This is a genomic window from Kribbella sp. NPDC049227, from assembly GCF_043197265.1.
Taxonomy (GTDB): domain Bacteria; phylum Actinomycetota; class Actinomycetes; order Propionibacteriales; family Kribbellaceae; genus Kribbella.
In genome coordinates this window covers 760,056-780,769 of record NZ_JBICST010000003.1, presented here as the reverse complement: position 1 = coordinate 780,769, position 20,714 = coordinate 760,056, and the positions used below count along the sequence as shown (strand labels likewise).

The following is a 20,714-nucleotide window of genomic DNA, read 5'->3' as shown; positions in this document are numbered from 1 at the left end:
CCCCGAGGTGAACGGGACGGCGGATACGCTCGTCCCCGCGCAACAGTAGGCCCTTGCGGGTCACTTGCAAAGCCGCGCCCCGGGGTGATCGGAGACCAGGTTTGTTCATCGGAATCGGCACCGCTGTGAACGTCGCGGCGGTCCTCGTCGGGTCGGTACTCGGCGTGCTCGTGGGCCACCGGCTCAGTCACCGAACGAGGGATCTGGTCACCGACGCGCTCGGGCTGGTCACGCTGCTGATCGCGATCAGCTCCGCACTCACGGTGGGCGATGCGGTCCTCAGCGACGCGGTCGGCGACAGCGCACCGATCCTGATCGTGCTGGGCGCGATGCTGATCGGCGGGATCACCGGGTCGCTGCTGCGGATCGAGCTGCGACTGGAGGAGTTCGGGGCATGGCTGCAGCACCGGTTCCGCCGTGGTGAGGGCGAGAGCACGTTCGTCGAGGGGTTCGTGACGGCCTCGATGGTGTTCTGTGTGGGGCCGCTGACGTTCCTGGGCGCACTGTCCGACGGGCTGGGCCGGGGCGCGGACCAACTGTTCCTGAAGGCGGTACTGGACGGGTTCGCCTCGATCGCGTTCGCCGCATCCCTCGGCTGGGGTGTGATGGCGTCGGCGCTCATCGTCCTGGTGGTGCAGGGGTTGATGACCGCGGTCGGTGCCGTACTCGGCGACGTTCTCCCGGACGCGCACGTGACCGCCCTCGGCGCGACCGGTGGCGTGATGCTGATCGGCGTGGCGCTGCGGTTGCTGAAGATCAAGCAGATCGCGGTCGCCGACCTGCTGCCCGCGCTGATCGTCGCTCCCCTGCTGGTGCAACTGCTCGTGGCCATCCGCGGCTGACGCAGGTGGCTGGCTGACCCACGAGCGTCGTGGGTCAACCAGCCAAAGGTGTTCGGTCAGTCCTCGCCGAGGTAGGCCTTGCGCACCTCGTCGTTGACCAGCAGCTCGCGGCCGGTGCCGGACACAACGATCTGGCCGACCTCCAGCACGTAGCCGAAGTCCGCGCGCTTCAGCGCGGCCTGGGCATTCTGCTCCACCAGCAGGATCGTCGTACCCTGCGACTGCAGTTCGGACACCGTGGACATGATCCGCTTCATCATGATCGGCGACAGACCCATTGACGGCTCGTCCAGCATCAGCAGCTTCGGCCGGCTCATCATCGCCCGGCCCATCGCCAGCATCTGCTGCTCACCGCCGGAGAACGTCCCGGCCGGCTGCTTGCGCCGCTCCCCCAGGATCGGGAACAGGTCGTACGCCGCGTCCAGGTCGGTGCGCACGCCCGCCGGGTCCTTGCGGGCGAACGCCCCGAGCAGCAGGTTCTCCTCCACCGACAGCCGCGGGAAGATCCGCCGCCCTTCCGGCGAGTGGGCCAGACCGCGGGCGACGATGTCGTGCGCCGCCACGTGGTCGATCCGCTCGCCCTGGAACAGGATCTCGCCCGACGACGGCCGGAGCAGGCCGGAGATCGTCCGCAGCGTGGTGGTCTTGCCGGCGCCGTTGGTGCCGATCAGCGACACCACCTGCCCCTGCTCCACGCTGAAGCTGATCTTCTTCACCGCGACGATCTTGCCGTAGGCAACTTCCAGGTCGCGGACCTCGAGCATCGCGGTCATGACCTGTCCTCCTCGTCGGCGACGGCGGTGTCCTGCACGGCGGCCGCCTCGTCCTCGTCGTCCTGCTCGCCGGTGCCGATGTAGGCCTCGATCACCCGCGGGTCGGACTGCACCTCGTGCGGCGTGCCCTCGACCAGCGCCTCGCCGCGAACCAGGCAGAGCACCCGGTCGCAGAGGTTGAAGATGAACCGCATGTCGTGCTCGATCACCACGACCGACAGCCCCGAGTCCCGGATCTTGAAGATCAGGTCACTGGCCTGCCGGGTCTCCTGCGGGTTCATACCGGCCGTCGGCTCGTCCAGCAGGATGAGCTTCGGGTCCGTGGCCAGCGCCCGGGCGATCTCGAGCCGGCGCTGGTCGCCGTACGGCATGTTCCTGGCCAGGTGCTCGGTCGACTTGCCGAGGCCGACGAAGTCGAGGAGTTCCTGGGCCCGCGCCCTGGTGGCAGCCTCCTCGCGGCGGAACTTCGGCCCGCGCAGGACCGAGGTGAGCGCGCCCGAGCTGGTCCGGCAGTAACGGCCGACCATCACGTTCTCGAGCGCGGTCATGTTCGCGAACAGCCGGATGTTCTGGAACGTCCGCGCCATCCCGGCCTTGACGACGGCCCGCGGCTTGGGTGGCAGCGGGGTGAGCTCGGCCAGCGCCTCCACCCGCACAGCCTCCGGGTCCTCGGCCTGCTTCCTGGTCGCCTTCGGCGCCTTCCGCGGCGCTCCGGCGAACCGGACCTGACCGCTGGTCGGCTTGTAGAGGCCGGTCAGGCAGTTGAAGAACGTCGTCTTGCCGGCACCGTTCGGGCCGATCAGACCGACGATCTCGCCTTCGCGGACCGTCAGGTTGACGTTGTTGACCGCCAGCAGACCACCGAACCGCATGGTCACACCGGAGGCCTCCAGCACCGCCTGGCCTCCGGTCCGGGCCGGCGGGCGCTGCGTGTCGGTGACGGTCATTTCGCCTCCTCGGCGAGGCGCTCTTCTTCGACCTCTACGGCCAGCGCCTCGTCCTCCTCGTGGAACTCCAGCTGCCGGCGTCTGTTCGCGACCAGGCCCTCAGGCCGGAACCGCATCATCAGCACCAGCAGCAGGCCGAACAGCAGCAGCCGGTACTCCGAGAAGAACCGGAGCTTCTCCGGCAGCAGCTTCAGGATCGTTGCTCCCAGCAACACACCGGCGATGGTGCCCATACCGCCGAGCACGATCGCGGCGAGCAGGAACGCCGACTCCAAAAAGATGAACTGGTCCGGGCTGACCGCGCCGTCCTGGTGGGCCTTGATGGTGCCGGCCAGGCCGGCCAGGAAGGCGCCGACCGCGAAAGCGAGCAGCTTCAGCCCGAACGTGTTCACGCCCATCGCCTCGGCCGCCTTCTCGTCCTCCCGGATCGCTACCCAGCCCCGGCCGATCCGGCTGTTGTTCAACCGTGAGAAGACGAGGATGACGAAGCCGGTCAGAATCAGCAACAGGAAGTAGTAGTTCGAGAACCGGCCCAGCTCGATCCCCGCGACCGTGTGCACGTCGCCGAAATTGAAGCTGCCGATCTCGAGGTCCGGGATGCCTGGGACACCGTTCGGGCCGTTGGTCAGGTTCGGGCCGTTGTTGCCGTCCAGGTTGAACATCGAGAACCGGAAGATCTCACCGAAGCCCAGGGTCACGATGGCCAGGTAGTCACCCGAGACCCGCAGTGTCGGCGTGCCGATGATCAGACCCAGGGTCGCCGCGACACCGGCGCCGATCAGCATCACGACCAGGAACGGAGGCTTCCACCCCACGGTCGCGAACGCCGACGTCGACATGGTGGCGGCCACGTAGGCGCCGCACCCGAGGAACGCGATGTACCCGAGGTCGAGCAGGCCGGCCAGACCGACCACGATGTTCAGGCCCATCGCGGTCGCCGCGAAGACCAGCACCTGGGTGGCGATCGACATGTTCGCGTCCGAGCCACCCTGGGTGAACGGGAACAGGAACGCGACCACGACCGCCGACAGCGTCAGCACCTTGCGCTGCCGCTGCGAGACGTGGCCCACCCACGAGAACGCACCGGTCCGGAACAGTACGGCCGTGACCGCGGCGATGAAGACCAGGCAGAGGATGAACGACCAGGCGTCCTCCAGCCCGAGCGCGTACGCCGCGACGAACAGCACCGCGGCCATCAGCAGCGCGATCGCGAGGATCTCGAACCAGGCCGGCAGTCTCGCCTCGCTCATGTCCCGCAACTGCCGCAAGGGCAGCATCCAGGCGCTGACCAGGATGAGTACGGCACCGACGAACGAGATGTAGCCGCCGGGGTTCACGTTGATCAGGCCGTCGGAGTCGACCGTGATCGCGATCAGGACCAGCAGCATGTACAGCGTGAGAGTGAAACCCAGTGCCCGCAGACCGGCGGTGGCGTCGATCCACGCGCCCAGCTTGGTCAGCGGGCCCTTCTCGGCCAGCAGCAGCACCAGCGCGATCAAGGCGAGGATGATCGCCAGGATCTGCAAGCCACCCGGGTAGAAGTTGATCGACAGGTCGCCCAGGATCTGGCCGTCGTAGCTCCAGGACAGGAAGGAGCCGACGATGACCAGCACCACACCGGCCAGGCCCAACGGCCAGGCGAAGGGCTTGGCTTGCGGCTGGGCCGCGGTCTCCGGCTCCGCCGGAGGCGTCCTCACATCGGTCATGCCCGGTCCACCACCCTCGCGCCGAGCAGGCCCTGCGGCCTGAACACCAGTACCAGAATCAGGATCACGAAGGCCCAGACGTCCTTCCAGGTGCTACCACCGAACTGGCCCGGGATGTACTGCGTCGCCATCGCCTCGATGACACCGAGCACCAGACCACCGACGACGGCGCCGAAGATGTTGCCGATACCACCGAGGACGGCGGCGGTGAACGCCTTCAGACCAGCCAGGAAGCCCATCCGGAACTCGATGTTGTTGTTCTGCAGACCCTGCGAGACACCGGCGATGGCCGCGAGTACGGCGCCGAGCGCGAACGCGACCACGATGATCCGGTCCACGTTGATGCCCATCAGCCGGGCGGTGTCCGGGTCCTGCGACACGGCCTGCATGCCGCGGCCGAGCCGGGTCCGGTTGATGAAGAACCACAGCAGGACGGCGCAGATCGCCAGCGCGCCCATGGTGAAGATCGCGGACCGCTGGATCGTCACGCCGCCGATCTCGATCGCCGTACCGGTGACCACATCGATCTGCGGGAACGGGATGCGCTGCTTGGCGCTCGGCCAGGTGATGCTGCTGATGAGCTTCTCGAAGAGCACCCAACCCACGACCGCGGCGACGGCCGCGGTGGCCGCGGACGCCGCGATCGCCTGAATGCCGATCGCGGTGCGTGCGTTCCGCCGTGTCGCCAGACCGGCCAGCCAGCCGATCCCCGTACCGACGGCCGCGCCGACGACGATTACGGCCAGCACACCCAGGACACTCACGTCGCTGTCGACCAGCCGTACCACCACCCAGAGCCCGACGGCGCCCAGCACGGCGCCGATCAACGGGGCCCGGTCGTACCACTTGCTCACCTGGTGGTTCAGGTCGGCCTTGGACACGAGCGCGCCGACGTAGTAGCCGATGCCGACTGCCATGCCGGCGAAGGCGAACAGCGTCCAGCCCGGCCGCTCGTAGAACAACCGGACGAACTCCTGCAGGAAGACCGAGATGCCGATCGCGGTGATCAGTGGTGCGAGTCGTGGCGCGTTCCGCAGGGGACGGTACGCGACACGTTCCATCGCCACGGCCGTGCCGACCGAGGCGATCATCGCGCCGATGATCATGATCGGCAGGATCCACACACTGGTCTCGCCGTCGAAGAACAACAAGTACGTGGTCAGTGCGCCGAACGCACCGATCATGAAGACCTCGCCGTGGGCGAAGTTGATCAGCTGCACGATGCCGTAGACGACGGTGTACCCGACTGCGATCAGGGCGTACAGCGACCCGAGTGTCAGCCCGTTCACGAGCTGCTGGAAGAACTGGTCCACGTCGACCTCCCATCTGCCTCAGTTATGACATGCCACGGGGGTGGGAGGATCGCTCCCACCCCCGAGGCATCAGGTCGACTCGAAACTTACTTGGCCTCGAAGTCCTTGGTCTCGACGGTGGCCCACTTGCCGCCGGCAACCTTGTAGACGGTCAGCACCTTGGAGGTGGTGTCACCGTACTGGTCGAAGGCGACCTTGCCGGTCACGCCGTCGAACGAAACCTTGCTCATGGCATCGACAGTGGCCTGCCGGGCGGACTCGACGTCCTTGGCGTCCTTCAGCGAGGTCTTCAGCGCGTTGATGATCGCGTTGGCCGCGTCGTAGGAGTAACCGCCGTACGCCGCGTACGGCTCCTTGAAGCCGGCCGCGTTGTAGTCGGAGACGAACTTCTTCGCCGAGTCCAGCGCGTCGACCGGGGCGCCGACCGAGGTGGCCAGGTCGTTGTCGCTGGTCTTGCCGGCCAGGGTGATGTACTTCGGGTCGTAGATGCCGTCGCCGCCCATCAGCGGGACGTTCAGGCCGGCGGCCTTCATCTGCTGCGAGAGCGGACCGGCCTGCGGGTACTCACCACCGTAGTAGACCGCCTGCGGGTTGGACGGCTTCACCGCGGAGATCACGGCCTGGTAGTTCGAGTCGTCCGGGTTGATGGTCTGGGCCGCGACGATCTGCCCACCGAGCTTCTTGAACTCCTCGGTGAACGTGCCGACCAGGCCCTGGCCGTACGCCTTCTTGTCGTGGATGGTGGCGACCTTGGTGATCTTCGCCGTCTCGTACAGGTACCGCGCCGCGAACGGACCCTGGACCGCGTCCGTCGTGCAGGTACGGAAGTACGTCGGGTACGGCCGCTTCGGGTCGGTCTGCCAGTTGGCGCCCTGGGTCAGGCCCGGGCCGGTGTTGGCCGGGGAGACCTGGACGATGTTCTTCGGCGCGAGAACCGGCTGGACCTGCTGGCTGACGCTGGTGTTCAGCGTGCCGACCACGCCGATCACCTCGGCGTCACCGGCGAGCGCGGTGGCCGCGTTCTTGCCCGGGTCCGGCTTGGCCTCGTCGTCCTTGGCGTCGACCTCGAGCTTCCAGCCCGGGATCGCGTTGCTGTCGTTGGCCTGCTTCACGGCCAGCTCGACGGAGTGCTGGATACCCAGACCCAGGGCCGACAAGTCTCCCGACAGAGGCGCGATCACGCCGATCTTGGCAGTCTTGGTCGCGCTGCCGCCGGAGTCCCCCCCGGAGTCGTCGCCACTGCGTGAACCGCAGGCAGTCAGGGCCAACGACGCAACGATCAGCGACGCGCCGACCCGTACTACGGAACGCTGGTGCACTGTTCCTCCCATGTCTGGATAGTCCGGCAAACCCCGGACTCCCGCGTTTGCCGCGAGCACCCGCAGGTTAGACCTCCGGCGGCTCTCGAAGCGATGTCACGGAACGTGTGTTGTGAGGTCGTTACAGCGGTAAGCAGCGTGAGTCAAGGTGAGTGCTGTACGTGCGCTGGGCGTCGTACGCGGAGAGTGAGTCAGTCACTACCGCCAGCCTCGTCAACAACCAACTCCGCAACCTGCCGCATGGAAACTCTTTTGTCCATGGCGGTTTTCTGGATCCAGCGGAACGAGTCCGGCTCGGACAGCCCGAACTTCGTCTGCAGGATCGATTTGGCCCGGTCGACCAGCTTGCGGGTCTCCAGCCGCTCGGCCAGGTCGGCGACCTCACGCTCCAGCTCGGCCAGTTCGACGTACCGGGAGGCGGCGATCTCGATCGCGGGCAGCAGGTCGGCCTTGGAGAACGGTTTCACCAGGTACGCCATCGCGCCGGCGTCGCGGGCCCGCTCGACCAGCTCACGCTGCGAGAACGCCGTCAGCATCAGCACCGGGGCGATCCGCTCGCCGGCGATCTTCTCCGCCGCGCTCAGGCCGTCCAGCTTCGGCATCTTGACGTCCAGGATGACCAGGTCGGGCCGATGCTCCGTCGCCAGCCGGATGGCTTCCTCCCCGTCCCCCGCCTGCCCGACGACGTCGTACCCCTCCTCCGCCAGCATCTCGGCCAGATCCATCCGGATCAAAGCCTCATCCTCAGCGATCACCACACGCTTAGCAGTCACACCGCACACCTTATCGACCCGCAGTCAGCTCTTCGGACCCACGAACCCATCCAGCGCTGCGACCGCCTCTTTCCGGCTCACCGCAATCACACTCCGCCGCGGCCGCCGCCACGCAATCCCGAGCAGATCGAGCGCATCGGTGAGGATCCCGATGATGTCTTCGGACTCGTTCGAGAACTGGTAGCGCACGTAGTAGTACCGCTTGTCGCGGCCGGGCTTGCTCGCCCAGTTCACGAAGCGGCAGCCGTCGGAGTGGAACAGCCCGCGCAGCAGCTTCTCGGGGTACTCGGCAACAATCTCCCGCTGCCACTGCGCCAACTCGATCTTCCGCAGATGCTTCCGGCCGGGACCGTGCTGCGGGAACACGCACGGCCAGTGCTTCCACCGCGCTTCGATCCGGATGGCTCCGTCGCCTCCTCGCAGACACGGACTCGCGTTCGGCTTCACCAGCCGGATGGCGTTCGCGATCTCCTGGTTGAGCTCCACGTACCGCGCGTCGTTGATGATCTGCAGCGTGAAGACCCCACGCCTGGCCCGCGCGATCGACCCGTCTCCGAGATACCACCCCAGCAGCAGCGCGTACGCCGCCTCGTCCAGCTCGGCGCCGTCGCACCGCGGACACGGTGTCCCGGCATACCCGCTGTTCATCCTGACGAGACCCAGCCGCTGATACTTCCGCCGCCACCCACGGATCGTCGAGATCGTGACCCCGTGGACCTCTGCGTTGATCCGGTCGAGGACGCCGGCGTCCGACATCCGCAACGCGGACTCGACCGTCTCTCGCGACCTGAACCGAGCCATAGGACATGCTGACGTCGAGCGCCGACAGTTTGTGCCGGGTGTGGGATTCGAACCCACAAGCCCTTGCGGGCAATGGTGTTTGAGACCATCGCGTATGCCGTTCCGCCAACCCGGCCAGGTTGCAGGAGCAACTCTACTGGTTCGACGGCCCGCTCTCCGCATCGGACCCACCCACGACAGTCGGCGGGACCACACCTCCGCCCCTGCCCTTGAACGGCATCGAGGCGAGCGGCCAGTTGACCGCTCGCCTCGAGCACACGGAGAGATCTGTCTGTAGTTCTACATCTGCGCCGGGCCTGTCTGTCTACCGCTCAGGGTTGCGGTAGGCGGGGGCTATGCCTTCTATGGCGTCGCCCATGCGGTGGACTCGGAGGGCGTTGGTGGAGCCGGGGATGCTGGGTGGGGAGCCGGCGACGATGACTACCAGGTCGCCCTTCTTGAGTTTGCCCAGTTCGAGGAGGCGCTGGTCGACCTGGCGGACCATTTCGTCGGTGTGGTCGACGGTGGGGACGATGTGCGTCTCGATACCCCAGACGACGCTCAGCCAGGAGCTGACCGACGGGACCGGCGTGAAGGCGAGCAGCGGGACCTCGGTGCGGTAGCGGGCCAGCCGGAGCGCGGTGTCGCCGGACTGGGTGAAGGCGATCAGGTACTTCGCCTCCAGCCGCTCGGCCACGTCCGCGGCGGCTTTGGCGATCACGCCGCCCTTGGTCCGCGGCTCCCACTCGATCGCCTGCACCCGGCCGAGACCGTGCTCCTCGGTGGACTCCACGATCCGGGACATCGTCTTCACGGTCTCGATCGGGAACCGGCCGACGCTGGTCTCACCGGACAGCATCACCGCGTCCGCACCGTCGAGTACGGCGTTCGCGACGTCGGACGCCTCGGCCCGGGTCGGCCGCGGCGCGGAGATCATCGACTCCAGCATCTGGGTCGCGACGATGACCGGCTTCGCGTTCAGCCGGGCCTGGTCGATGATCAGCTTCTGTACCAGCGGGACCTCCTCGAGCGGGAGCTCCACGCCGAGGTCGCCGCGGGCCACCATGAACCCGTCGAAGGCGTCGATGATCTCGTCCAGGTTGGCGACCGCCTGCGGCTTCTCGATCTTGGCGACCACCGGGACCCGCAGGCCCTCCTCGTCCATGATCTTGTGCACCAGCTGGATGTCGGACGCGTCCCGCACGAACGACAGCGCGATCATGTCGGCCGGCAGGTGCAGCGCCCAGCGCAGGTCCTCGGCGTCCTTCTCGGACATCGCCGGCACGCTGACCGCGACACCCGGCAGGTTGATGCCCTTGTGGTTCGACACCGGACCGCCGACGGTGACCCGGCAGACCACGTCGGTCTCGGTCACCTCCTCGGCGACCAGCGCGATCCGGCCGTCGTCGATGAGCAGCTGGTCGCCCGGACTCACATCACCCGGCAGACCGTCGTACGTCGTACCGCAGATGGTCACGTCACCCGGTACCTCACGGGTGGTGATGGTGAAGCGCTCGCCGTAGGTCAGGGTGACCTTGCCCTCGGCGAACTCGGCCAGCCGGATCTTCGGGCCCTGCAGGTCGACCAGGATGCCGACGTTCTTCCCGGTCTCCGCGGCGGCGGTTCTGATCCGCTGATAGATGCGCTCATGCTCGGCATGGGCCCCGTGGCTCAGGTTGAGCCTGGCGACATCCATACCGGCTTGGACGAGTTCAAGGATGCGCTCGGGGGCGGCAGTAGCCGGGCCGAGCGTACAAACGATCTTTGCGCGACGCACGTCACAAAACCCTACTCCCACAAGACCACTGGGCCGCTGGTCCGCCCCCCTTACCAGGCGGTTAACTCCTCGTCACACTTCGGCCCGAGAGCCTGAATCGTCAAGAAGGCAAGGGGCTGTAGGCACCTACACCGACGTCGCCGTCGAGCTGGGCGGTGACGGTCTGCAGGCCGATCGGCCTGCCGTCGGCGTACGTGATCAGGGTGACCTCACCCGGCCGCCGCAGCGTGTACCCGAGGGCGAACGCGTACGCCGCTCCCCCGGTCGTGCCGTTGGTGTACGTCGTCACCGGGCGGCCGTCGACCACCTTGTGTTCGGGCCCGACCTGGCGATGCAGGTGGCCCGACAGCAGCAGCGTCGCGCAGCCCCGGGCCGCGGTGTCGGCGAACGACGACGGATCGTGCACCACCATCGTGGAGATCCGCTTGTCGTCGGGCTGCTCGCAGGCGACGTCCGCGAGCCGCTCGGACTGCTCGGCGATCGTCTCGTCGCCCGGGGCGTCCGCGGAACCCAACCCGGTCCGCGTCGGGTCGCTGTCGCCGAGGAAGCGGATGCCCTCGACCTCGACCGGCTTGCTGTCCAGCACGGTGAAGCCGTTCTTGCGCATCGAGTCCTCGATGTGCCCGCCGGCGTCGTGGTTGCCGGCCACGGCGACGACCTTCAGGTCCTTGAAGTGCTGGCGCAGCGAGTTGATGCTGAACACCTCCCAGGACTGTCCCGAGGACGAGTCGTCGCCCGCGTCGATCAGCAGCTTGGCGCCGGCCACCTTCCCCACCTCGGCCGCGAACCGGTCGATGCCGATGTTGTCGTGCCGGTCCGACACGAGCAGCGCGACCGTCTCCCCCTCGGTCGCCTGGTGGATCCGGCCGCCGACCCGGCTGACCCGCTCCTCCAGCCGGCCGTAGAACTCGGTGGATCGCTCGTACGTCTCGACCGCGGTACGAATCAGGCCCACTCCGCCGGTGGTGGAGAACCCGGCCGCGACCTCGACACCCTTCAACCGCTCGTCCAGCGACAGCTCCGGCAGCAACTGGGCCAGCGGCCGCCACTCGGTCGGCACGACGTCCGCGGTGCGCATCTGGCCCGGCCCGAAGATCGACGCGATGGTGATCAGCATCGCGACCAGTACGACGATGGCCCGGTGCTCGACCCGGCGTTCGTGCGAATGCACCAGCTCCCACAACTCGCGGCGGCGGCGCCTGCCGAGCATGGTCCAGACGGTCGCGACCACGACGACGACCAGTAGGCCGGTCCCGGCGCCCGCGACCGCGTTGTCGAGGGCCATCTGCTGGACGACCTGCTGGATCTTCGCGATCTCACCGTCGGGCTGGGAGGCGATCAGGGCGTCGCGGTTGAGGAGTTCGGTGAGGTTGTCGGCGTCGGTCTCCTGGATGTCGATGTTGATCCCGATGCTGCCGGGCGTGTCGGCCGGCAGCCGCAGCCGCGGCAGGACGGCGCCGAGGTCGAGGGTGGCGTACCCGTCGAAAGTGGGTGAGACAGTAGCCGCGTGCGCACCGATGGTGACACGTTCGGAGTCGTTGACGAAGCCGAGCAGCCCGACCGCCACGGAGGTGACCAGGAAGAGCAGGGTGAGCGAGGCCCACGGCGCGATCGCGCGGAGCCGGGCTCTGGTCACCAGGCGGCTAGCCACGGATCCAACCTATTGGGCCGGTCAAGTCGTCGCATCTCGAACCGGGTGGCTGTTGCCGGCTGTTCACACAGGTGCGGGCCGCATGCAACGTTTTGTTGCCTGCAGCCCGCATTTCATGTCCTGGGTTCAGACCGCGAGAGGGCGGGCCGTCGGCGGGATCGGGGTGGGCAGGGTCGACGAACCGGTGAGGAGCGTGTCCACGCCGTTCGCGCACGAGCGGCCCTCGGCGATGGCCCAGACGATCAGCGACTGACCACGGCCGGCGTCGCCACAGGCGAAGACGCCCTCGACCGAGGTCTGGTAGCTCTTGTCCCGCTTCACGTTGCCGCGCTCGTCGAGGTCGACACCGAGCTGCTCGAGGAAGCCCTCGCGCTCCGGCCCGAGGAAGCCCATCGCGAGCAGCACCAGCTGCGCCGGGATGGTCCGCTCGGTGCCCTCGACCGGGACGAACCGGCCGTCCTTGAACTCGACCTCGACCAGGTTCAGCCCGGAGACGTTGCCCTCGGCATCGGCCTCGAAGTTGACGGTGGAGACCGAGTAGACCCGGTCGCCGCCCTCCTCGTGCGCCGAGGCGACCCGGTAGATCATCGGGTACGTCGGCCACGGCTGCCCGGTCGGGCGGTCGTCCGACGGCCGCGGCATGATCTCCAGCTGGGTCACCGACCGCGCGCCCTGCCGGTGCGCGGTACCGAGGCAGTCCGCACCGGTGTCACCGCCACCGATGATCACGACGTCCTTGCCAGTGGCAACGATCTGGTCCTCGACGGTCCGGCCGAGCGAGGCCCGGTTCGACTGTGGCAGGTACTCCATCGCCTGGTGGATGCCGCCGTACTCGCGGCCCGGCACCGGGAGGTCGCGGGCCGCGGTGGCACCGGTCGCGATGACGACGGCGTCGTACCGCTGCTTGAGCTGGGTGCCGGTCACGTCCACGCCGACGTTCACGCCGGAGCGGAAGACCGTGCCCTCCTCCTTCATCTGCTGGATCCGCCGGTCGACCTGGATCTTCTCCATCTTGAACTCGGGGATGCCGTACCGCAGCAGGCCGCCGGGCGCGTCGGCCCGCTCGTACACCGCGACGGTGTGGCCGGCCCGGGTCAGCTGCTGGGCAGCAGCCAGACCCGCGGGACCGGAGCCGACGACCGCGATCGTCTTGCCGGTCAGCCATTCGGGCGGCTGCGGCTTGACGTCACCGCTCTCCCAGGCCTTGTCGATGATCGCGACCTCGACGTTCTTGATCGTCACCGGGTCCTGGTTGATGCCGAGCACGCACGCGGGCTCGCAGGGTGCCGGGCACAGCCGGCCGGTGAACTCCGGGAAGTTGTTGGTCGCGTGCAACCGCTCGATCGCACCGGACCAGTCGTCCCGCCAGACCAGGTCGTTCCACTCCGGGATCAGGTTGCCCAGCGGGCAGCCGCTGTGGCAGAACGGGATCCCGCAGTCCATGCAACGACCGGCCTGCTTGGTGATGATCGGCAGCAGTGCCTTGCCGGGTCCACCGGGGTAGACCTCTTTCCAGTCCTGCACCCGCTCGCCCACCGGCCGCCGGTCGGCGACCTCGCGCGGGGTGGTCAGGAAGCCCTTCGGGTCAGCCATCAGATGGCCTCCATCATCGCTCGCGTGGTGGCGTCCTCGTCCAGCCCGTCGCGCTCGGCGGCCGCCTTGGCCGCCAGCACCCGGGCGTAGTCGCGGGGCATCACCGTGGTGAACCTGACCTCGGCCGCGGCCCAGTCGGCGAGCAGCTTGGCCGCCCGTTCCGATCCGGTCTCCTCGTGATGCCGGCGGACCAGGTCCTGCAACAGTCCGGACTCGTCCTCGGTGAGCGGGAGCAGGTCCACCAGCTCCGGGTTCACCAGGGCGCGGTCCAGATCGAGCACGTGGGCCACGCCGCCCGACATGCCCGCCGCGAAGTTCCGGCCGACGGCGCCCAGTACGACGACGCGCCCACCGGTCATGTACTCGCAGGCGTGGTCGCCGACCGACTCGACGACCGCGGTGGCTCCGGAGTTCCGGACACAGAACCGTTGCCCGACGCCACCACTGATGAACAGTTCACCGGACGTCGCGCCGTACGCGATGACGTTGCCGGCGATGATCTGGTCGGCGGCGTCGAACCGCGCGACCCGGTCCGGCCGGATCACCACCCGGCCACCGGACAGCCCCTTGCCGACGTAGTCGTTGGCGTCACCCTCGAGCCGCAGCGTGACACCGCTCGGGACGAAGGCGGCGAACGAGTTGCCGGCCGACCCGGTGAAGGTCAGGTCGATGGTGCCGTCGGCCAGGCCGGCCGCGCGGTACCGCTTGGTGATCTCGTGGCCGAGCATCGTGCCGACGGTCCGGTTGACGTTGCGGATCGGCAGCTGCGCCCGGACCGGCTCGCCGCTGTCGAGCGCCGGCTGGCAGATCCGGATCAGTTCGTTGTCGAGCGCCTTGTCCAGGCCGTGGTCCTGCTCGACGACCCGGTGCCGGGACGCGCCCTCGGGCAGCGCCGGCACGTGCAGGATCGGGGACAGGTCCAGGCCGTCGGCCTTCCAGTGGTCGACCGCGCGGTGGATGTCCAGCACCTCGGCGTGGCCGATCGCCTCGTCCAGGGACCGGAAACCCAACTGGGCAAGGTATTCCCGGACTTCCTCGGCGATGAACTCGAAGAAGTTCACCACGAACTCGGGCTTGCCGGAGAACCGTTCGCGCAGTACCGGGTTCTGGGTCGCGACCCCGACCGGGCATGTGTCCAGGTGGCAGACCCGCATCATGATGCAGCCGGACACCACCAGCGGTGCGGTGGCGAAGCCGTACTCCTCGGCGCCGAGGAGCGCCGCGACGACCACGTCCCGGCCGGTCTTCAACTGCCCATCGGTCTGTACGACGATCCGGTCGCGCAACCCGTTGAGCAGCAGGGTCTGCTGGGTCTCGGCCAGGCCGAGCTCCCACGGACCACCCGCGTGCTTCAGCGACGTCAGCGGAGCCGCACCCGTCCCGCCGTCGTGACCGGAGATCAGTACGACGTCCGCGTGCGCCTTGCTGACACCCGCCGCGATCGTGCCGACGCCGACCTCGGAGACCAGCTTCACGTGAATGCGCGCGGCAGGGTTCGCGTTCTTCAGGTCGTGGATCAGCTGGGCCAGATCCTCGATCGAGTAGATGTCGTGGTGCGGCGGCGGTGAGATCAGGCCGACGCCCGGCGTCGAGTGCCGGGTGCTCGCCACCCACGGGTAGACCTTGTTGCCGGGCAGCTGACCGCCCTCGCCCGGCTTGGCTCCCTGCGCCATCTTGATCTGGATGTCGTCGGAGTTCGTCAGGTACTCCGCGGTCACGCCGAACCGGCCGGACGCGACCTGCTTGATCGAGCTCCGCCGGGCCGGGTCGTGCAGACGGTCGGAGTCCTCGCCGCCCTCACCGGTGTTCGACTTGCCGCCGAGCCGGTTCATCGCGACGGCGAGCGTGGTGTGCGCCTCGGCGCTGATCGAGCCGTAGCTCATCGCACCGGTGGAGAACCGCTTGACGATCGCGCTGACCGGCTCGACCTCCTCGACCGGGATCGGCTCGCGGTCGGAGTCGAACCCGAACAGGCCGCGCAGCGTCATCAGCCGCTCGGACTGCTCGTCCACGCGGGCCGTGTACTGCTTGAAGATGTCGTAGCGCCCGGTCCGGGTGCTGTGCTGCAGCCGGAACACCGTGTCCGGGTCGAACAGGTGCGGCTCGCCCTCACGCCGCCACTGGTACTCGCCGCCGATCTCCAGCTTGCGGTGCGCCGGCAGGATGCCGTCCGCCGGGTAGGCGCGCAGGTGCCGGCGGCGTACCTCCTCGGCGATCGTGTCCAGGCCGACGCCGCCGAGCTTGGACGACGTACCGGTGAAGTAGGTGTCGACCAGGTCCGGCGCCAGGCCGTTGGCCTCGAAGATCTGGGCACCGGTGTACGACGCCACCGTGCTGACGCCCATCTTCGACATCACCTTGAGAACGCCCTTGCCGAGCGACTTCACCACGTTGCGCACGGCCTGCTCGGGCTCGACACCCGGCAGGTAGGTGCCGCGGCGGCACAGGTCCTCGACCGACTCCAGCGCGAGGTACGGGTTGATCGCGGCAGCGCCGTACCCCATCAGCAGGGCTACGTGGTGGACCTCGCGGACGTCGCCGGCCTCGACCACCAGGCCGACCTGCGTGCGGGTCTTCTCTCGGACCAGGTGGTGGTGGACCGCGGCGGTCAGCAGCAGCGACGGGATCGGCGCGCTGTCCGCGTTCGAATGCCGGTCGGACAGCACCAGAATGCGGGCGCCCTCTTTGATCGCGGCGTCGGCCTCGGCGCAGATCTCCTCGAGCCGCGCCTTCAGCGCCTCTCCCCCGCCTTCGACGTCGAACACACCGCGCAGGACTGTGGTGGCCAGGCCCGGCATGTCCCCGTCGAGGTTGATGTGACGCAGTTTGGCGAGCTCGTCGTTCGTGATCACCGGGAACGGGATCACCACCTGCCGGCAGGACGCCGGGCTCGGGCTGAGCAGGTTCGCCTCCGGGCCGAGCGACGACGACAGCGAGGTGACGAGCTCCTCGCGGATCGCGTCCAGCGGCGGGTTGGTGACCTGCGCGAACAGTTGCGCGAAGTAGTCGAACAGCAGCCGCGGCCGGTCGCTCAGCACCGCGATCGGCGTGTCGGTGCCCATCGAGCCGATCGGCTCCGCACCGGCCCTGGCCATCGGGGTGAGGATGACCCGCAGTTCCTCCTCCGTGTACCCGAACACCTGCTGGCGCCGGGTCACCGACGCGTGGCTGTGCACCACGTGCTCACGTTCGTGCAGGTCCTCGAACCGGATCAGGCCGGCGTGCAGCCATTCGTCGTACGGGTGCTCGGCGGCGAGCGCGTTCTTCACCTCGGAGTCGGTGATGATCCGGTGCGCCTCGACGTCCACCAGGAAGATCCGGCCCGGTTCGAGCCGGCCCTTCTCGGTGACGGTGGCCGGGTCGATGTCGAGTACGCCGGCCTCGGACGCCAGGACGACGAGTCCGTCCTCGGTGACCCAGTAGCGGGACGGGCGCAGGCCGTTGCGGTCCAGTACCGCGCCGACCTTGCTGCCGTCGGAGAAGACCACCGACGCCGGGCCGTCCCACGGCTCCATCAGCGTCGAGTGGAACTCGTAGAACGCCCGCCGCGCCGGGTCCATCGTGGTCGCGTTCTCCCACGCCTCCGGGATCATCATCAAGATCGCGTGCGGCAGCGACCGGCCGCCCAGGTGCAGCAACTCCAGGACCTCGTCGAACGACGCCGAGTCCGAGGCGGACGGCGTACAGATCGGGTAGAGCTGCTCGAGGTCGCCGGGGATCAGGTCGCTGGCGAGCAGGGCTTCGCGGGCCCGCATCCAGTTGCGGTTGCCCTGGACGGTGTTGATCTCCCCGTTGTGCGCGATGTAGCGGTACGGGTGGGCCAATGGCCAGGACGGGAACGTGTTGGTGGAGAACCGCGAGTGCACGACACCGATCGCGGAGGCGAGGTCGGGGTCGGTCAGCTCGGGAAAAAACTTGTCCAGCTGGTCGGTCGTCAGCATCCCCTTGTAGGTGATGGTCCGGCCGGACAGCGACGGGAAGTAGGTCTCGGTCTCCTTCTCGGCCCGCTTCCGCAGCCGGAACGCCATCCGCTCCAGCGCGAGGCCGAGCACCCGGCCGGCCCGCGCGGCGACGAACAGCTGCTTGAAGGTCGGCATCACCGAGCGAGCGGTGGCGCCCAGCAGGTCCGGGGAGGTCGGCACGTCGCGCCAGCCCAGGACGGTCAGCTTCTCCTCGGCGGCGAGCTCCTCGATCCGCGCGATCGCCTTCGCGGCGTCGTCGGCGTCGGTCGGGAGGAACGCGATCCCGGTGGCGTAGCTGCGCGCGACCGGCAGCTCGAAGTCGCACACCTTGCGGTAGAAGGCGTCCGGGATCTGGAGCAGGATGCCGGCGCCGTCGCCGGAGTCCGGTTCGGCACCGGAGGCGCCACGGTGCTCGAGGTTGCGCAGGGCGGTCAAGGCCTTGGCCACGATGTCGTGGCTGGGTTCACCGGTCAGGGTGGCGACGAAGGCGACACCACAAGCGTCGTGCTCGTGGGTTCCGTCGTACAGTCCCTCGCTCGGGAAGGGGGCGCGACCATACATTCAGGGGCTCCCGTCGTCCTACGGTCAACAACTGGCCGCGGGACAACATTGGCCCAAGCCGGGTGTCCCGAGACTACCTCATGACGCCCGACAGATGGACAGCCATTCCACCGTCACAACGCCCTACTCACCCACAGTAAGCAAGCGCTCACTCCTCGCCCTCAATCATCCCAGCAACCCCTCGAGAGAACCACCCACAACACCTGAAATTCATCTGGCCCGAGCGCCCAGCCAGGCCTGGTGGAAGGCGGAGTAGGACGGGAAGCGAGTGGTGGTCGCCTCCTGGAGTACGGCGTACAGCGCTGGTGGTGGTTCGGACAGGAAGGTGAGGGCGGTGCGGGCCATGACGTAGGCCGTGGTCCGGGTGTCGATGGGGGCGCCGAGGGAGAGTTGTTCGGGGGCCATGAAGCGGCGGGAGCCGAACATACGGCCCATGTCGTTGAGGTGCGGGCCGCGGCGGTAGGTGTCGAGGTCCATCACGGTGAGCCGGCGGGCCGGGAAGTCGTACAGCATGGCGCCGTCGTAGAAGTCGCCCTCCACCCAGCCGGCGGCGTCGAGGTCGGCGTGCAGATCGTAGAGGGTGTCGAGCGCGGCCAGGATCTCGTCGACCGGCAACGCGCGGAAGCGTTCGTGCGCGCTGCCAGAGTTCGGGTGCAGGAGTTCACCGTCACGCCAGTCGTAGACGACGAGCGGTCCCCCAGGTGACTCGACCACCGCATGCAGGGCCGGGAGAGCCGGGTGTACGACGGACTCCGCGAGCGCGACCGCGTTGCGCAGCAGCGCGACGCGGCCGTCGAAGTCGAGGTACGGGTCGGTGTTCGCAGGGTCGCCCGCGGTCTTCACGAAGTACCGGGCCGTACCGGCCTGTACGCCGTACGAGACGTTGCCGGAGTCCTGGGTGTCGGCGCCGAAGCGGGCGAAGATGGTGCCGAGGTGGTCGAGGTAGATGGACGGCTGGACATCGATCTCGCCGGGGAACATCTGGCCGACCCTAGTCACGGCGGACGCGCCGGGCGATCGAGTTTCGGGAGGAACCATGGCACTGTCCGATTTCCCGCGGTACCCGCTGCTGTTCGGGCCGAGCCCGGTGCATCCGCTCGACCGGCTCAGCTCGTACCTCGGTGGCGCCCGGATCTGGGCGAAGCGGGAGGACTGCAACTCGGGGCTCGCGTACGGCGGGAACAAGACGCGGAAGCTCGAGTACCTGCTGCCCGACGCGCTCGCGCAGGGCGCGGACACGCTGGTGTCGATCGGTGGGTATCAGTCGAACCACACCCGGCAGGTGGCGGCGGTCGCGGCGAAGGCCGGCCTGAAAGCCGTGCTGGTGCAGGAGAACTGGGTCGACTGGCCGGACGCGCTCAACGACCGAGTCGGCAACATCCTGCTGAGCCGGATCATGGGTGCCGAGGTCCGCCTCGACCCGGCCGGCTTCGGGATCGGCTTCAAGGACAGCTGGAAGGAAGCGCTCGCCGACGTCGAGGCCCGCGGAGGTACGCCGTACGCCATCCCCGCGGGTGCCTCGGACCACAGGCTCGGTGGGCTCGGGTTCGCCGGCTGGGCGGACGAGGTAGCGCGGCAGGAGCAGGAGCTCGGCGTGTTCTTCGACACGATCATCGTCTGCGCGGTCACCGGGTCGACGCAGGCCGGGATGATCGCGGGGTTCGCCGGGCAGGACCGGCCGCGGCGGGTGATCGGGATCGACGCGAGCGCGAAGCTGCAGGAGACCCACGACCAGGTCGCGCGGATCGCGCGCGCGACCGCCGAGCTGATCGGGCTCGGCCGGGAGCTACGCGACGACGAGATCACCGTGCTCGAGGGCTGGGCCGGTGACCTGTACGGCATCCCGGTGCAGTCGACGCTGGACGCGATCCGGCTGACCGGGCAGCTCGAAGGGATGATCATCGACCCGGTCTACGAGGGGAAGTCGATGGCCGGCCTGATCGATCTGATCCGCGAGGGTGAGATCGGCAAGGACTCGAACGTCCTCTACGCCCACCTCGGTGGCCAGCCCGCCCTGAACGCCTACAGCGGGCTGTTCACGCACACTCAGCCGATGCCCGGGCCTACCAGCGTCCCGACGAAGTAGGTCAGTGCTGCGGCCAGGCCACCGAGGAGCAGTTGGCGGAGGCCGGAGTACCACCACGACCTGCTCGTGACGTGGGACACGACGGCACCGCAGACGAAGAGCGCGGTGAGCGACATGATCAGCGCCGGTACGACGCTGCCGGCGCCGAGGAGGTACGGCAGGAGCGGGATGAAGGCGCCGACCGCGAAGCAGACGAACGAGGACGCGGCCGCGACCACCGGGTTCGGCAGGTCGTGCGGGTCGATGCCGAGTTCCTCGCGGACGTGCTCCTCGAGGGCCTGCTCGGGGTCGGTGTGGAACTGCTTGGCGACCTTGCTGGCCAGGTCCGGGTCGAGGCCCTTGGCGCGGTAGGTCTCCGCGAGCTCGATCTCCTCGTCGACCGGGTGGCGCTGGATCTCCTTGCGCTCCACCTCGATCTCGGCCCGGGCCAGTTCACGCTGCGAGGCGACCGAGGTGTACTCCCCCGCCGCCATCGAGAACGCGCCCGCGGCCAGGCCGGCCAACCCGGCCAGGACGATCACCTTCGAGCCGGACTCCGTCCCGCCGTCCATGCCGGCGATCAGGGCGAAGTTCGACACCAGTCCGTCCATCGCCCCGAACACCGCCGGGCGCAGCCATCCGCCGTTCACAT

Annotated in this window: 15 protein-coding genes, 1 tRNA gene and 1 pseudogene; 2 read left to right on the top strand and 15 right to left on the bottom strand. The window is 68.3% G+C overall.

Translation table 11 applies throughout. The annotated features are described in order from the left end of the window. Window positions 1-101 precede the first annotated feature (101 nt). Window positions 102-842, top strand: coding sequence for a DUF554 domain-containing protein (locus tag ACGFH6_RS15930; protein WP_393384265.1), 741 nt, complete (start codon window positions 102-104; stop codon window positions 840-842). A 56-nt stretch (window positions 843-898) separates the two neighbouring features. Here ACGFH6_RS15930 and ACGFH6_RS15925 read toward each other — a convergent pair whose 3' ends face one another. The 14 genes and pseudogenes from ACGFH6_RS15925 to ACGFH6_RS15860 form a co-directional block, all read right to left on the bottom strand. Continuing rightward, the gene (locus ACGFH6_RS15925) at window positions 899-1,615 is read right to left on the bottom strand and encodes an ABC transporter ATP-binding protein (RefSeq protein ID WP_393384263.1); all 717 of its coding nucleotides are present in this window, start codon (window positions 1,613-1,615) and stop codon (window positions 899-901) included. Further along, window positions 1,612-2,562 carry an ABC transporter ATP-binding protein gene (locus ACGFH6_RS15920; protein WP_393384261.1) on the bottom strand — a complete coding sequence of 317 codons (951 nt, stop codon included), beginning with the start codon at window positions 2,560-2,562 and terminating at the stop codon, window positions 1,612-1,614. Before ACGFH6_RS15920 ends, ACGFH6_RS15925 begins: the two co-directional genes overlap by 4 nt. Next, window positions 2,559-4,268, bottom strand: a complete 1,710-nt coding sequence (locus ACGFH6_RS15915) for a branched-chain amino acid ABC transporter permease (protein WP_393384259.1) — start codon at window positions 4,266-4,268, stop codon at window positions 2,559-2,561. The genes ACGFH6_RS15920 and ACGFH6_RS15915 overlap by 4 nt, the downstream gene beginning before the upstream one ends. After that, entirely contained in the window at window positions 4,265-5,185 is a 921-nt protein-coding gene (locus ACGFH6_RS15910; protein WP_393384831.1) for a branched-chain amino acid ABC transporter permease, read from the bottom strand. Before ACGFH6_RS15910 ends, ACGFH6_RS15915 begins: the two co-directional genes overlap by 4 nt. 42 nt (window positions 5,186-5,227) lie before the next feature. Further along, window positions 5,228-5,581 (bottom strand): annotated as a pseudogene (locus tag ACGFH6_RS15905) (branched-chain amino acid ABC transporter permease); the annotation flags it as partial. A gap of 86 nt (window positions 5,582-5,667) precedes the next feature. After that, complete coding sequence (locus ACGFH6_RS15900; RefSeq protein WP_393384257.1) at window positions 5,668-6,912, bottom strand: branched-chain amino acid ABC transporter substrate-binding protein; 1,245 nt, start codon at window positions 6,910-6,912, stop codon at window positions 5,668-5,670. Between the two features lie 179 nt (window positions 6,913-7,091). Then, the gene (locus tag ACGFH6_RS15895; RefSeq protein ID WP_393384255.1) at window positions 7,092-7,682 is read right to left on the bottom strand and encodes an ANTAR domain-containing response regulator; all 591 of its coding nucleotides are present in this window, start codon (window positions 7,680-7,682) and stop codon (window positions 7,092-7,094) included. Between the two features lie 15 nt (window positions 7,683-7,697). Then, entirely contained in the window at window positions 7,698-8,474 is a 777-nt protein-coding gene (locus ACGFH6_RS15890) for a transcriptional regulator (RefSeq protein WP_393384253.1), read from the bottom strand. Between the two features lie 32 nt (window positions 8,475-8,506). Next, window positions 8,507-8,589 (bottom strand) — tRNA-Leu (locus ACGFH6_RS15885). Window positions 8,590-8,778: 189 nt separating this feature from the next. Beyond that, window positions 8,779-10,230: a pyruvate kinase gene (gene pyk, locus ACGFH6_RS15880; RefSeq protein WP_393384251.1), complete on the bottom strand. Its 1,452-nt coding sequence runs from the start codon at window positions 10,228-10,230 to the stop codon at window positions 8,779-8,781. Between the two features lie 100 nt (window positions 10,231-10,330). Further along, window positions 10,331-11,881 carry a metallophosphoesterase gene (locus tag ACGFH6_RS15875; RefSeq protein WP_393384249.1) on the bottom strand — a complete coding sequence of 517 codons (1,551 nt, stop codon included), beginning with the start codon at window positions 11,879-11,881 and terminating at the stop codon, window positions 10,331-10,333. A 126-nt stretch (window positions 11,882-12,007) separates the two neighbouring features. Then, entirely contained in the window at window positions 12,008-13,474 is a 1,467-nt protein-coding gene (locus tag ACGFH6_RS15870) for a glutamate synthase subunit beta (RefSeq protein ID WP_393384247.1), read from the bottom strand. After that, on the bottom strand, window positions 13,474-17,997 hold the full coding sequence (gltB, locus tag ACGFH6_RS15865; RefSeq protein ID WP_393384245.1) for a glutamate synthase large subunit: 4,524 nt from the start codon (window positions 17,995-17,997) through the stop codon (window positions 13,474-13,476). The genes ACGFH6_RS15870 and gltB overlap by 1 nt, the downstream gene beginning before the upstream one ends. A gap of 210 nt (window positions 17,998-18,207) precedes the next feature. Continuing rightward, complete coding sequence (locus ACGFH6_RS15860; protein ID WP_393384243.1) at window positions 18,208-18,978, bottom strand: hypothetical protein; 771 nt, start codon at window positions 18,976-18,978, stop codon at window positions 18,208-18,210. Window positions 18,979-19,033: 55 nt separating this feature from the next. Here ACGFH6_RS15860 and ACGFH6_RS15855 point away from each other — a divergent pair, with 55 nt between their 5' ends. Beyond that, the gene (locus ACGFH6_RS15855; RefSeq protein WP_393384241.1) at window positions 19,034-20,083 is read left to right on the top strand and encodes a 1-aminocyclopropane-1-carboxylate deaminase; all 1,050 of its coding nucleotides are present in this window, start codon (window positions 19,034-19,036) and stop codon (window positions 20,081-20,083) included. Here the strand turns inward: ACGFH6_RS15855 and ACGFH6_RS15850 are convergent. Next, window positions 20,044-20,712 carry a VIT1/CCC1 transporter family protein gene (locus ACGFH6_RS15850; RefSeq protein ID WP_393384239.1) on the bottom strand — a complete coding sequence of 223 codons (669 nt, stop codon included), beginning with the start codon at window positions 20,710-20,712 and terminating at the stop codon, window positions 20,044-20,046. The two genes, ACGFH6_RS15855 and ACGFH6_RS15850, sit on opposite strands and share 40 nt — an antisense overlap. Window positions 20,713-20,714 lie beyond the last annotated feature (2 nt).